Below are 13685 nucleotides of genomic sequence, written 5' to 3'. Positions count from 1 at the left end.
GGCCGCACTCCGCCTCCACACCAGCACCGACAAGAAGAGGACACCCATGAACGCCAGCGCCACCGGCCCCGGCGACATCCAGGACGTGCTCCCCCTCGCCACCCTCCAGGAGGGGCTGCTGTTCCACTCCGTCAAGGATGAACAGCACCTGGACGTCTACACCGTCCAGAACGTCTTCGAGTTCACCCGCCGGGTCGACGCCGCGGCCCTGCGCGCAGCCGCGCAGACCCTCCTGCGCCGCCACCCCGCCCTGCGCGCCGGGTTCATGCACGAGGGCGTGGAGCGCCCCGTCCAGTTCATCCCGCGCGAGGTCCCGGCCGCCTGGCACGAGACCGACCTGTCCGACCTGCCCCCGGCCGAGGCCCGCCGCCGCTTCGAGCACGTCCGTGTCGGCCAGCGCGAACGCCGCTTCGACCTCGCCCGGCCGCCGCTCATCCGGCACGTCCTCGTCCACCTGCCCGAGGACCGCGACATCCTGGTCCTCACCTTCCACCACATCGTCATGGACGGCTGGTCCGGCGAGCTCTACAACGCCGAGCTCATGGACCTCTACCTGCGCGGCGGAGACGACACCGGCCTGCCCGCCCCCCGCCCCTACCGCGACTACCTGGTGTGGCTGTCCAGGCAGGACCACCAGCGCTCCGTCGACGCCTGGCGCTCCGCCCTCGAAGGGGTGGAGGAGGGCACCCTGGTCTCGGCCGCCGATACCGGGGACACCACGATCATGCCCCGCACCGTGGACGGGGTCCTCGCCCCCGACCTGGTGAGCCGACTCACCGAACTGGCCCGCGGCACCGGGGTCACCCCCAACACCCTCTTCCTCGCCGCCTGGGGGCTGGTCCTGCGCTCCCACACCGGTGGCGACGACATCGTCTTCGGTAGCACCGTCGCCGGGCGCCCGCCCGAGATCGACGGGGTGGACTCGATCGTCGGCGTCTTCTTCAACACCGTCCCGGTCCGGGTACGGGTCCGGCCCGCGGAGACCGTCCGTCAGCTGCTGGTCCGCCTCCAGGGAGAGCAGGCCGACCTGCTCGCGCACCACCACGTCAGCCTCGCCGACATCCAGGGCGCGGTCGGCGGCCAGCGGCTCTTCGACTCGCTCTACGTGCAGCGCAACATCCCCCGTGACGACGAGCGCTACCAGAGCGTGCGCGAGCGGACCGGCCTGGAGTCGGTCACCGGCAACGACGCCACCCACTACCCGCTGACCCTCGTCGCCCAGCCCGGTGAGGAGCTGCGCCTCAGTCTCGCCTACCGGACCGACGTCGTCGCCGCGGAGGTCGCGCAGGACCTGTATGACCGGGTCGTGCGCCTGCTCGAACAGATCGCCGCCCAGCCCGACGCCCCTGTCGCCGACCTGAACCCGCTCCCGGTACGCGCCGCGAGAGCCGCCCTCGCCCTGGGGGAGGGGGTGCGGCGCGCACTGCCCGAGACCACCCTCGCCGGAATCTTCGAGGAGTCCGTCCGGCGCAATCCTGAGCGAACCGCTTTGGTCACCCGCGACGAGAGCCTCACCTTCGCCGAGCTCGACGAGCGCGCCGAGCGGTTGGCCCGCCTGCTCGGCGGCCTCGGCGCGGGACCCGAGGCCAGGGTAGCCATCGCCCTGCACCGCTCGGCGGACTGGGTGGTGACCCTGTTCGCCGTCCTCAAACTGGGCGCCGCCTACGTGCCCCTGGACCTGGAGCATCCGGCCGCCCGGCTCGGACACATGATCGCCGACTCCGGCCCCCTGGTCACCGTCACCACCACCCGGGCGGCCCAGCACCTGCCCGGGGAGGACGCAGCCGGGCGGAGTACCGGCGGACACCGCGTCTACCTGGACGAGCCGCACACCGTCGACGCCCTCGCCGGAACCGACCTCTCCCAGCCCCGGCCCCCGGCCGCCCACCGGCCCGGCCACCTCGCCTACACCATCTTCACCTCGGGTTCCACCGGACGGCCCAAGGGTGTGGAGATCCCCTACCACGGCCTGGTGAACATGCTGGTCAACCACCGCGAGGAGATCTTCGGTCCGGTCGTGCGGGCCCAGGGCGGGCGCTTGATGCGCATCGCGCACACCGTCTCGTTCTCCTTCGACATGTCCTGGGAGGAACTCCTGTGGCTGATCGACGGCCACGAGGTCCACCTCATGGACGAGGAGCTGCGCCGTGACTCCGCCGCCCTGGTCGCCTACTGCGCCGACCACGACATCGACGTGATCAACGTGACCCCCTCCTACTGCGGACAGCTCATCGAGGACGGTCTGCTGGGGCCGTCGGGAGCGGGCGGCACCGGCGCCGGGGGCTTCGCGCACCGGCCGCCGCTGGTCCTGCTCGGCGGCGAGGCGGTCACCGCCACCGTCTGGGACGCCCTGCGTGAGGCCGACGGCGTCCTCGGGTACAACCTGTACGGGCCCACCGAGTACACGATCAACACCCTCGGCGGCGGCACCGCCGACAGCCGGACCCCCACGGTGGGCCGCCCGATCGCCAACACCGACGTCCACGTGCTCGACTCCGCCCTGCGCCCGGTCGCCCCGGGGGTGCCCGGAGAGCTCTACGTGACCGGCGCCGGACTGGCACGCGGCTACACCGGCCGTCCCGACCTGACCGCCGAACGCTTCGTCGCCGACCCCTACGGGCCGCCCGGCTCCCGGATGTACCGGACCGGCGACCTGGTGCGCTGGGACGACGACGGCCTCATCGACTACCTGGGCCGCGCCGACGACCAGGTCAAGATCCGCGGCGTGCGCATCGAACCCGCCGAGGTGGTCTCCGCCCTGGAGGAGGACCCGTCCGTCGCCCAGGCGGCGGTGCTCGTGCGCGAGGACACCCCCGGCCTCAAACGGCTGGTCGCCTACCTGGTGCCCGCCGCGGGCGGCGGTATCGACACCGACGCTCTGCGGCGCGGCCTCCAGCAGGCCCTGCCCGACGCCATGGTGCCCGCCGCGCTGGTGGCCCTGGACTGGCTTCCGCTCACCGTCAACGGCAAGCTGGACGCGGCCGCCCTGCCCGCGCCCGCCCACCAGGGCACGGCGGGGCGCCCGCCCCGCGACGACACCGACCGCGACCTGTGCGCCGACTTCGCCGCCGTCCTGGGCCTGGGTACCGACAGCGGGGCAGCCGGATCCCCGGCACCGACCATCGACGACGACTTCTTCGACCTGGGCGGGCACTCCCTGCTGGCCATGCGCCTGGTCGGCCGGATCCGCAAGCGCACCGGCCAGCGGCTGCGCGCCGGAGACCTCATCGCGGCACCCACCGTCGCCCGGCTGCGGGAGTACCTGGAGTCCCCGCGCCGCGAGGACCTGCTCGCCCCGGTCCTGCGCCTGCGGGAAGGCGGCCGCAGGAGCCCGCTGTTCTGCTTCCACCCGGCGAGCGGATTCAGCTGGTCCTACGCGGGTCTGGCCCCCTACATCGACAGGGAGCGGCCCATCGTCGGCGTCCAGTTCCCCGGCCTGCGCGAGGACGACCTGCCGCCCACCATGGACGCGCTCGTCGAGCGTTACGCACGCCTGGTCCGCGCCGTCCAGCCCAACGGCCCCTACCACCTGGTCGGCTGGTCCTTCGGCGGACAGATCGCCTACGGGCTGGCGACGCTGCTGCAGTCCGAGGGGGAGCGGGTCGCCTTCCTCGGGCTGCTCGACACCTACCCCACCGACTCCGAACCTGTGCTGCGCGCGGGCGGCGCCATGGCGGAGGACGAGGCAGAACAGGAAGCGCTCGACTTCCTGCTCTCCAGTTCCCAACGCGACCTGCCATCCCGGCTGACCAGGCCCTACAAACGCGAGGAGGTGGTGGAGTTCATGCGCGACAGCGACGGGGTCTGGGCCGACTTCGACACCGCCACCATCGAGCGCGTGGTGCGGGCGCGCATGTACACCAACGAGGTCATGTACCGCACCGGCTACCGGGTCTTCGACGGTGACCTGCACTTCTTCTCCGCCACCGCGCAGCGGGACCCGGACTCGGGTATCAGCGCCGAACTGTGGAAGGAGCACGTGCGCGGACAGGTGCACGACACCCCGGTCGACCACCACCACAACGACCTGACCGGACCCGCGGCGCTGGCCGTGATCGGCCCCGTCCTGGAGCGGGCACTGCGCGGCGAACAGCCAGGGGAGGGAAGCCTCACCTAAGGAAAACCCGCCCCCGGGTTCCCGTTGGGGGTAAGGCAAGGCTAGCCTTATCGATGCCGCGCGTTCCTCTCCGCTCTCCGGAACACCGCCCGCGCACCATGCCCGGAGTGCGTCTGCGACACCCCCGACCACTCCTGCCGAACACCCCTGAACAGACTCCCCGAACCCCACTCCCACGAAAGCGGACACCGTGACCCAGCTGACGACCCGCCTCCGCGGCGGCGCACTCACCGCGAGCGGCCTCGCCCTGGCCCTGGCCCTCACCGCCTGCGGAAACTCCTCCGACGAGGCCGAGACCGCAGGGGAGACCACCACGGTCGAGACCGACTACGGCACCGTCGAGGTCCCCACCGAGCCCGAGCGCATCGTCGCCCTGGAGTTCGGCAACGAAGCCGTCGTCGAAGCCGGGATCACCCCCGTCGGCGTCATCGACCCCAACCCCAGCCTCTACACCCCCGAGCAGCTGAGCATCCTCGAAGAGGCCGCTGTGGTCCAGGAGATGAGCCTGGAACTCAACATCGAGGCCATCGCCTCGGCTGAGCCGGACCTCATCATCGGCGGTGTGCGCGAGCAGAGCCACGACGCCTACGAGGACCACTACGAGGACCTCTCCCAGATCGCCCCCACCGTCTTCTTCGACTTCGAGGGCGCCGGCCCCGAGATGCGCGACATGAACCTGAAGCTCGCCGAGGTCATCGGTAGCGCCGAGGACGCCGAGGCCGAACGCGACCGCTACCAGGAACGCCTCGTCGAGCTCGGCGAGACCTACGCCGACCAGCTCCGTGACAACACCTTCGCGGTGGTGTTCGGCGTCGAAAGCGAGTTCGCCGTCATCAACACCAACGCCTGGGGCGCCTACGTCCTCGACGAACTCGGCGCGCAGGCCGTCTCCGTCACCGAGGAGGCCGAGGGTGACTTCGCCGCCTGGCAGTCCTACGAGAACATCGACAAGCTCGACGAGGCCGACGTCGTCTTCTACGAGACCGACGTGTCCCACGAGCCCGACCCCTTCACCGCCGACCTGCTCGACCAGAGCCTCTGGCAGAGCCTGCCCGCCGCCGAGAACGACCAGGTCCACCCGATGCGCTACAGCGCCTCCCGTACCTGGGCCCAGGCCAACGACGTCCTCGATCAGATCGAGGAGGTCCTCCAGGGCCTCTGACCGCCCCCTGGCACACCGGCACCGGCGGACCCCGCCCCCGAACCCCGGGGGACCGCACCCCGCGACCCCAACGGAGGAGTCACCATGACCAACCCCTTCGACGACACCGAAGGCAGCTTCCTCGTGCTGGTCAACGACGAGGACCAGTACTCGCTGTGGCCCGGGTTCGCCCAGGTCCCCCAGGGGTGGACACCCGTCCACGGCCCCGTCTCCCGCGACGAGGCCCTGGAGTACGTCAACACGCACTGGACCGACCTGCGCCCCCGCAGCCTGCGCGAGGCCATGGCCTGACCCGCACCCCTACCCGAGCGGCGGAGCCCCTCATGAACCGGGGCTCCACCCGCCGTCTCCCGGCACACCGCCCGTCGCTCCGGGCGGCGCCGCCCGGAGCGACGCAACCAGCACCCCAAGGATGAGGAAGCAGTGACCCACGAACGCATCATCGAGATGTATCCGCTCAAGCGACGCGTGCTGGAGGTCGCCGAGGTCGAGCGGATCACCCCGAGGATGATCCGCGTCCACCTGGAGGGACCCGACTTCGAAGGGATCCAGAGCGACCACTTCGCCGACCACGTCAAGCTCTGGTTCCCGAACGAGACCGGCGGGCACGTGCTCCCGGTCGTCGAGGACGACCGCTGCCTGAACTTCCGCGCCGACGGTGCCCTCTTCCGCGACTACACCGTGCGCGCCCTCGACCCCGAGGCCCAGCGCCTGAGCATCGACTTCGTCGCCCACGACCACGGCCCCGCCGGGCGCTGGGCGATCAACGCCGAACCCGGCCACAAGCTCGGCGTGCTCGGCCCCCGCGGCACCGCCTGGATCACCGGGGAGTTCGACTACCACGTACTCCTGGTCGACGAGACCGCACTGCCCGCCGCCGCCCGCTACATCGAGGAACTGCCCGCCGACGCCGAGGTGATCGCGTTCTTCGAGGTCTTCGACGCGGCCGAGGAGCAGCAGATCAAGGCGCCCGAGGGCAGCAAGCTCACCTGGCTGCACCGCGGCGACGCGGAGCCCGGCAGCACCGACCTGCTCCTGGAGGCCTTCCGCGCCCTCGAACTGCCCGAGGGTGAGGGATTCGTCTACGCGGCGGGGGAGGCCGACACCCTCAAACCCATCCGCCGACTGCTCAAGGAACGCGGTTTCGTGCGCAACGAGACCTGCGAGGTGGACGGCTACTGGCGGCGCGGCACCTCCAACCTCGACCACCACGAGGAAGACGACTAGGAAGCGGCGGTGCCCTCGGGCACCGCCGCCTGAGGGGGCACCGGGGCGGCCCCGCCCCGGCCCCTCGCCTCGCACGCCCTGCGACCCCGCCCCACCACCAGCGAAGGCCTCCGTGAAACTTTCCCAGCTGATGGTCGACGTCAGCCCCCTGCGTCTGAGCCGCGAGTTCCGCATCGTCTTCGTTGCCCGGCTCGTCTCCATCTTCGGGCTGGGCTTCGCGGCCGTGGCCCTGCCGATGCAGGTCTACCAGCTCACCGGGTCCTCGCTGCTGGTGGCCACCGTGCACACCACCTCCGCGGTCAGCGTGCTGGCCGGAACACTGGTCGGCGGGATGCTCGCCGACCGCGGCGACCGGCGGCGCCTCATCGTCATCGGCCGGGCCTCCGCCGTCCTCGGCTTCGGCGCCCTGGCCGTCAACACCCTCGTCCCCGACCAGCCCTGGCTGTGGGTGATCTACGCGGTCGCCGCCTTCAACGGCTTCCTCGGCTCCTTCAGCGCCGTCGCCCTCCAGGCGGCCGCGCCCGGCTTCGTGCCGCGCGACAAGCTCCCGGCCGCCGGGGCGCTGCTCGCCCTGAACGGCGAACTCGGCTCCGTGCTGGCACCGGCGCTGGGCGGTGTCATCATCGCGGCGGCGGGGATGGGCGGAAACTACCTGATCACCACGGTCCTCTCCCTCTTCACGACCGTCCTCGTCTGGCGGCTGCCCCGGCTCGAAGCCCCCGAGGAGGCCCGCGTCCAGTCCGTTCTGGCCGCGATGCGCGAAGGGGCGGGGTTCGCCTTCCGGCACCGGGTCGTCGGGCCGCTGCTGCTCCTGGGGCTGGCGCAGATGTTGTTCGCCGCGCCCCAGGTACTCATCAACGAGTTCACCGACAAGGTGCTGGGCGGCGGACCGGCCATGGTCGGGCTGTTGTACACCGCCCCGGCGGTCGGCGCGCTGATCGGCTCGCTCACCAGCGGCTGGGCCGGACGCGCCCGCCGGACCGGCTCTCTGCTGCTGGTCGCGGTCGCCCTGTGCGGCCTGGCGGTGTTCGGCTTCGGGGCCAGCACCTGGGCACCGCTGGCCTTCCTGTTCCTGGTCTTCCTCGGCTTCGGCCAGGTCGTGGAGGAGATCCTGCGGTACGCGCTGCTGCAGTCGCACACCCCCGACCGGCTGCGCGGGCGGGTCAACTCGGTGTGGACCGCCCAGGCCACCATCGGAGATTCGGCCGGTGCGCTCACCCTCGGCGGGCTGGCGCCGCTCATCGGCGCGGCGGGCGCGCTGATGGCGGGGGGAGCGCTCACCGTAGTCAGCGTCGGTGCTCTGGCCGTCGCCTTCGCCGGACTGCGCACCGCCCAGGTCCTGCAGGAACCGGCCGTTGCACCAAGCCAGCCCGATACCGAGGGGAACCGGTGATTAGCCTTCCCTCATGCGCGAGGAGATTCGACTGCGGTTCCCCGTCGACGACGGGGAGCTGTCCCGCCTGCACGCCGACGCCTTCTCCCACGAGGTCGCCCTCGTCCCCTGGGGCGAGAGGCTGGAACGGCACAGCCGTTCCTGGGCGGGATCCTTCGTCCGGGGGCGGCTGGTCGGCTTCGTGCACGCGGTGTGGGACGGGGGGAAACACGCGTTCGTCCTGGACACCGCGGTGGCCTCGGACATGAGGCGTCGGGGCGTGGGCGGGCGGGTGGTCGCCGCCCTGCTGGAGGACCTGCGGGGGCTGGGCATCGAGTGGGTGCACGTCGACTACGAGCCCCACCTCGAAGGTTTCTACCGCGAGGCGTGCGGCTTCGGCCCGACACGGGCGGGCTTGCTCAGGTTGAACTGAGGCCGTTCCACAGCCGAGCCCAGGGCCGTGCGGACGGTCCCGTGGCTCGGAGCGTGCTGGGGAGCGAGGGTCAGCTGGCGCGCGGGGCCTTCACCGAGGAGACGAAGGCGTTCCAGCTGCCCGAAGCGAATAGAGCAGCCTCAACGCACTACCCGATCGCTTTGGCGTAGCTGTTCTTGTGCCACTGCCCGATCAAGTCTCACCTCAGGGCGCTGCGCAGACCGTCCTTGGTCCTCGCGTCCCCGTGGGCTTTCATGCGCAGCCTATCGAGCACCCGGAGGTGCTCCTCCACCTCATGGGAGTCATCGCGGAACAGGACGCTCTTGTGCTGCTCCACGTGCACGACATCCAAGGACCCGACGTCTATCACCGTGAACGGGCCGGTTTCCATCGCGGCATGCGCACCCACCTCATAGGGGAGCAGCTGAACGGTCACGTACGGCTCGTTCATCAGGGCGATGACATGTTCGAGCTGTTCCCGCATGACAGCGGGTCCGCCTACCATTCGGTGGATAGCGGCTTCATCGATGATCGCCCAGGTCTGCGGTCGGTTGCTCCTCCAGACACGCTGCCGTTCCTTGCGGACTCCGATCCGGATGTCGATCTCGTCCTGGCTCACATCGGCCATGCTTCCGGCGGCAAGCGCGCGCTGGTAGTCCTAGGTGTACTGACCTGAGAGGTTAGGAACACGAGAAGCGGGAGGGCCGCCAACGGCGGTGTGGAACCGGTGGTGATTGTACTCGTGCAACCACCCACCGAACGCCTCCCGCTTCTCGGTCTCTGATCGATAGGGGCGGGCGTAGGCCCATTCGTCGACCAGGGTGCGGTTGAACCGCTCGACCTTGCCGTTGGTCTGAGGCCGGTAAGGGCGGGTGCGTTTGTGCTTGATCCCGGCCTTGACCAGGGCGTCGCGCCACAGGTGGGACTTGTAGCAGGACCCGTTATCGGTCAGTACCCGCTCCACGGTGATCCCGACCGAGGCGAAGTAGGAGTTGGCTCGTTCCCAGAACCCGACAGCGGTCTCCTTTTTCTCGTCGGCCAGGATCTCGGTGTAGGCCAGCCGCGAGTGATCGTCCACGGCGTTGTGGAGGAAGGCATAGCCAACGTTGGCGCGGTTCTTGCGGCCTTGGGGCCGCCCCAGCGTCTTGTGGCCGCCGCCGTCGGGGATGTTGCCGAGCTTCTTGATGTCCACGTGCACGAGTTCACCGGGCCGCTCGCGTTCGTAGCGGCGCACGGTGCGGCCGGTGGCGCGGTCCAGGTGGGACAGGCGGGCGCACTTGTAGCGGGTCAGGACGCGGTGCACGGTCGAGGCGCACATGCCCAGGTGCCCGGCGATGCGGGCTGGTCCCCAGCGTTTGAGGCAGCGCAGTTTGATGACGCGGCGCTCACGGTGGGTGGGGGTACGCCGGGGTGAGTGGTGCGGGCGGCTGGAGGCATCGACCATGCCCGCCTCGCCATGGGCGCGGTAGCGGTCGGCCCAGCGTTTGGTGGTGCTCACGCTGGCCTGGAAGCGTTCCGCGGCCCTACGCAGTGTCCAGCCGTCTTCGACCACGCAGCGGGCCAACTCCAGGCGTCCGGCGGGTGTGAGACGGGCGTTGGCATGGGTAGTGTGGGCCACGGAGGGCCTCCTGACCTACTTCAGGTGTTGATCTAGACAATCCACACCTATGTCGGAGGCCCTCTCTTGCTGTCAAATCACTGCCGGGCCGTACTCAACCTCTGTGGTCAGTACACCTAGGTCTGGAAGAGGCCCGGTATGTGGAGGGCGTCGTAGCGCTGGATCCTGCGGGCGTCACTCTCCAACCCGATGTAGGCCCCGTATTCCCCCTTGATGCCGTAGCGCTGCCACCAGCCCGATTCGCGAGCACGCTCCCGTAGTTCCAGGTAGCGGGCGGCGTCGTCCTCGGAAACGCCGTAGTACTCCAGGAGGGCGCGCAGGTCACGGCGGCGGGGGATCGCCCCTGCTGGGTCCTCCCACCTGGTGATGCTGCTCGGCGCTACGTCGATGGACTTCGCCACTCGATCACGTGGCCGCCCCTCGGGCAGGGGTGAGCGTGGTCGGCTACAGCGTCTTTCCCAGCCACGAGATCCAGCGGCTGCGCAGGGAGTTCCCGCACCACCTGATCGGCGAGCTCCACGACCGCCACGGCCAGCCGGTGTTCGTGGCGACTCTTCTCCGCCGGAGCTGTCCCTGCCCGCCGGACCTCGTTACTGCGTCCAGCCCCACTGGCCTGCGCGAGGCGCTCGCCCCCATGTCCGGCCCTTCACCATGTGTTGCAGTGCAGTACCGGAATCTCGGAACCCATGCCCTGAATCTAGGTTGCGGCAAGATAACGGCCCGCATTGTCGCAGTTCGTTAAGTGTGAGCCCCGCGCACGCGGGGACGGGAAGAACCTGTAAGCCGAACGTCGCCGGGACCAGCTTCTGGGGCGGGCGCACCTTCACGCGCGAGCACGGCTCGGTCATGCTCGAGGACTCCCCCGCCCTTGCGGAACCCTCGTACTGCTCAGACGCTCTGGCTGCCTTCCCGTTCGGTGCCGAGGGAGCGTAGGAGCGAGGCGAACTCCGCCTGTTCACTCTCGGTGAGCAGGTGAAAGGCGCGCGCCTGGGCCTCCTCGACCTCGGGAGCCAGTTGGCCGTGGAGGGTGCGACCGCGTTTGGAGACCTGGAGGACGACGCGCCTGCGGTCGGTGGGGTCGACGTTTCGGTAGGCGAGTGCCTCACTGACCAGACGGTCCGCGACACGGCTGGCGGTGGGCCCGGTGAGGCTGAGCTCCTCGGACAGCACCGCCATGGACAGCGGCCCGCGGGCCACCAGGAGTTCGAGCATGCGCCACCGGTCGACGGTCAGGCCGTGTTCGCGCACCAGGCCCGCGGCACAGGCGTCCAGTCTCGCGGCCATCTTGCGCAGGAGCAGGGGTGGGAGACCTCCGCCGAGCATCGTCTGCAGCTCCACATCTCGTGTCTCGTCCGGTACCTTGCCTGGAACATCTTCATTCGAGAAGATTTCATTCGGGGGTAAATTTAGCATACTCGGCATCATTGGTTACTTTCAGTAATGAGTCGGTGATGTGTGGCCCGGGAGGGAGCGTTCATGTTGTGCCACTGTCCCGAACACGGCGCGGAGCGGTCCTCCGACGACTTCCCCGTGGGTGTGGTCATCCCGCTGCGCGGCCCCGCCGGGATCTTCGGTCCCTCCTGCGAGGCTGTCACCGAGACCGCTCTCGACCACATCAACGCCTCGGGAGGTCTGCTGGGCAGGCGCGTGCGACCCGTGGTCATCGACGGCGGCCGACCCGTTCGCGAGATCGCGGCCCAGGTGGGGGCGCTCGTGCGCTCAGGAGAGATCCACGCGGTGACCGGTTGGCACATCTCGCAGGTCCGCCAGCACCTCGTCCCCGTGGTGCGGGGCCACGTTCCCTATGTGTACACCTCCCTGTACGAGGGCGGTGAGAACTCCAGTGGGGTCTTCTGCTCCGGTGAGACACCCCCGGACCAGATCGCTCCCGCCATGCGGTGGATGCGGGACGAGCAGGGAACCCGGGACCTCTTCGTCGTCGGAGACGACTACGTCTGGCCGCGGAGTACCTCGCGCTCGGTCCGCGCCTACGCCCGCGAACTGGGGATGCGCGTCGTGGGGGAGTCGTTCGTCGAACTCGGCACGGAGGACTTCGGCCCCACCCTGGAACGTGTCCGGGGCAGCGGGGCCGACACCGTGCTCATGCTGCTGGTCGGCCAGGACGCGGTGGCCTTCAACCGACTGTTCGCCGCGCGCGGACTCCACGAGCACGTCCGGCGCCTGACTCCGCTGATGGAGGAGAACATGCTGCTCGGAAGTGGCGCGGACTGCACGGCGAACCTCTTCGTGGCCGCTGCCTACTTCCGTTCGCTGCCCACCGAATCCGCCCTGGACCTCTCCGGTGCCTACACGCGTATGCACGGCCCGGAGGCCCCTCCGCTGAACAACATGGCCGAATCGTGCTACGAGGGTCTGATGGCGCTCGGCGCGCTGGTCCGGCGTGCGGGTACCACCCGGCCCGAACACCTTTCGCGGGTGGGCGACTCCGTGGGTTACGACGGGCCGCGCGGGCCCATGCAGCTGAGGTCCGGCAACATCCACCAGCGCGTGTACATCGCCCGCGCCGAGGGCCTGGGCTTCGAGATCCTCGCCCGGCTCTGACGCTCCCGCCTCTGACGCTCCCGCCTCTGACGCTCCTGCCTCCGGGGCCCGCGCCCTGAAGCATGCGCCCCGGCCTTCCCGATGAAGTCTCCGTCCCTCCCTTGCCACTTCCCTTCATTTGAATTATTTTCATTTGAAAGGAGTGATGATGGTCACCTACCTGTACCGCTGTCCGGACCGCCACGAGACCGACCTGGCCGCCCCCATGGGGCAGGCCCCCGCACACACCGGCTGCGCCTGCGGAAACCAGGCGCGCAGAACCTTCACCGCACCGATGGTGCGAGCCGTCCCCCGCACCGGGGAACGGGTGCGCGACGCCGCGGAGCAGAGCACGGAACTGCCCGCGGTCACCACGATGTCGGCGCCGGCCCCGCAGCCGCTCGCCGACCCCCGCCACGCCCTCCTCCCACGGGCCTGAGGAGCAGGAGATGAGTGCCGCCGGACTCTTCTACGTCGGAGCCGTACTGATCATCAACGGCCTTCTCCTGCTGGGCGTCATCTCCGCGAAGGCCGCCGCCCCGCTCAACCTCTTCGTCGGCTCCCTGCAGGTGGTCGTGCCGACCGTCCTGCTGGTCCAGGCCGCCGACACGTTCGCCATCGCCGACGCCGCCCCGCTGTACCTGTTCGGGTTCACCTACCTGTGGGTCGGCGTCAACGCGATCACCGGCTGGGAGCAGCACGGCCTGGGCTGGTTCTCGCTCTTCGTCTCCGCCACCGCCCTGACCACGGCGGTCTACACCGGCCTGATTCGCGGCGACGGTCCCTTCGCGGTGATTTGGCTTTACTGGGCTGTGCTCTGGTTCCTCTTCTTCTGTGTCCTGGGAGTCGAGCGCACGCACCTGGCCCGCCTCACCGGCTGGTTCGCGATCATCACCGGCGTGGTCACCGCAGCGGTTCCCGGCGCCCTGCTCGTGAGCGGTTACTGGCCCACCAACACACCCGTCGCCATCGCGCTCGCCTGCGTGGGGGTGCTCAGCCTCGCCTGGCTGTGGCTGTCCACTGCACGCCCTGCGCCCGAAGAGACCACACCCGCAGAACCCGCGCACAGCACCTGAGTCCTCTGTCGCCCGAGCCCGCTCCGCCATGAGCCCGATTCGATCCCGCCACCCGATCCCGCCCCGGCCCGGACAGCCGTTCCGGGCCGCACACCACCACCCGGGCCACGCCCGGTGAACATTCGGAGAGAGAGCCCGT

The 13685-nt window shown here is 70.0% G+C and carries 12 protein-coding genes and 1 pseudogene; 9 read left to right on the top strand and 4 right to left on the bottom strand.

Translation table 11 applies throughout. The features are described from left to right. Window positions 1-46: 46 nt before the first annotated feature. The 6 genes from HNR07_RS08510 (at window position 47) to HNR07_RS08485 (ending at window position 8311) form a co-directional block, all read left to right on the top strand. A complete protein-coding gene (locus HNR07_RS08510; protein WP_184364142.1) occupies window positions 47-4117 on the top strand; it encodes a non-ribosomal peptide synthetase in 4071 nt (1356 codons plus the stop codon). A 190-nt stretch (window positions 4118-4307) separates the two neighbouring features. Continuing rightward, on the top strand, window positions 4308-5279 hold the full coding sequence (locus tag HNR07_RS08505; RefSeq protein ID WP_184364140.1) for an ABC transporter substrate-binding protein: 972 nt from the start codon (window positions 4308-4310) through the stop codon (window positions 5277-5279). An 84-nt stretch (window positions 5280-5363) separates the two neighbouring features. Further along, window positions 5364-5570, top strand: a complete 207-nt coding sequence (locus HNR07_RS08500) for an MbtH family protein (protein ID WP_184364138.1) — start codon at window positions 5364-5366, stop codon at window positions 5568-5570. A 132-nt stretch (window positions 5571-5702) separates the two neighbouring features. Beyond that, window positions 5703-6506 (top strand): siderophore-interacting protein, encoded by an 804-nt coding sequence (locus HNR07_RS08495; protein ID WP_184364136.1) that lies wholly within the window; start codon window positions 5703-5705, stop codon window positions 6504-6506. A gap of 112 nt (window positions 6507-6618) precedes the next feature. Then, window positions 6619-7899: an enterobactin transporter EntS gene (gene entS, locus HNR07_RS08490; RefSeq protein ID WP_312893685.1), complete on the top strand. Its 1281-nt coding sequence runs from the start codon at window positions 6619-6621 to the stop codon at window positions 7897-7899. A gap of 13 nt (window positions 7900-7912) precedes the next feature. Further along, complete coding sequence (locus HNR07_RS08485) at window positions 7913-8311, top strand: GNAT family N-acetyltransferase (protein ID WP_184364134.1); 399 nt, start codon at window positions 7913-7915, stop codon at window positions 8309-8311. Window positions 8312-8510: 199 nt separating this feature from the next. Here HNR07_RS08485 and HNR07_RS08480 read toward each other — a convergent pair. From HNR07_RS08480 to HNR07_RS08465, 4 genes and pseudogenes are all read right to left on the bottom strand, one after another. Beyond that, window positions 8511-8957: pseudogene (locus tag HNR07_RS08480) on the bottom strand (DUF5753 domain-containing protein); the annotation flags it as partial. A gap of 12 nt (window positions 8958-8969) precedes the next feature. Beyond that, window positions 8970-9929: an IS481 family transposase gene (locus HNR07_RS08475; protein WP_184362065.1), complete on the bottom strand. Its 960-nt coding sequence runs from the start codon at window positions 9927-9929 to the stop codon at window positions 8970-8972. Window positions 9930-10045: 116 nt separating this feature from the next. Further along, window positions 10046-10357, bottom strand: a complete 312-nt coding sequence (locus HNR07_RS08470; RefSeq protein ID WP_246420816.1) for a helix-turn-helix domain-containing protein — start codon at window positions 10355-10357, stop codon at window positions 10046-10048. Between the two features lie 460 nt (window positions 10358-10817). Next, a complete protein-coding gene (locus tag HNR07_RS08465; protein ID WP_312893683.1) occupies window positions 10818-11267 on the bottom strand; it encodes a MarR family winged helix-turn-helix transcriptional regulator in 450 nt (149 codons plus the stop codon). Window positions 11268-11405: 138 nt separating this feature from the next. Here HNR07_RS08465 and HNR07_RS08460 point away from each other — a divergent pair, with 138 nt between their 5' ends. From HNR07_RS08460 to HNR07_RS08450, 3 genes are all read left to right on the top strand, one after another. Beyond that, a complete protein-coding gene (locus HNR07_RS08460; RefSeq protein ID WP_221318752.1) occupies window positions 11406-12491 on the top strand; it encodes a substrate-binding domain-containing protein in 1086 nt (361 codons plus the stop codon). Window positions 12492-12636: 145 nt separating this feature from the next. Next, window positions 12637-12909, top strand: coding sequence for a transcriptional regulator (locus tag HNR07_RS08455; RefSeq protein ID WP_246420188.1), 273 nt, complete (start codon window positions 12637-12639; stop codon window positions 12907-12909). A 10-nt stretch (window positions 12910-12919) separates the two neighbouring features. Then, complete coding sequence (locus HNR07_RS08450) at window positions 12920-13546, top strand: AmiS/UreI family transporter (RefSeq protein WP_184364127.1); 627 nt, start codon at window positions 12920-12922, stop codon at window positions 13544-13546. Window positions 13547-13685 lie beyond the last annotated feature (139 nt).

Source organism: Nocardiopsis metallicus, assembly GCF_014201115.1.
In the GTDB taxonomy this organism is placed as follows: Bacteria; Actinomycetota; Actinomycetes; order Streptosporangiales; family Streptosporangiaceae; genus Nocardiopsis; species Nocardiopsis metallicus.
The sequence above is the reverse complement of the archived record's forward strand: the minus strand, read 5'-3'. Positions and strand labels throughout refer to the sequence as shown.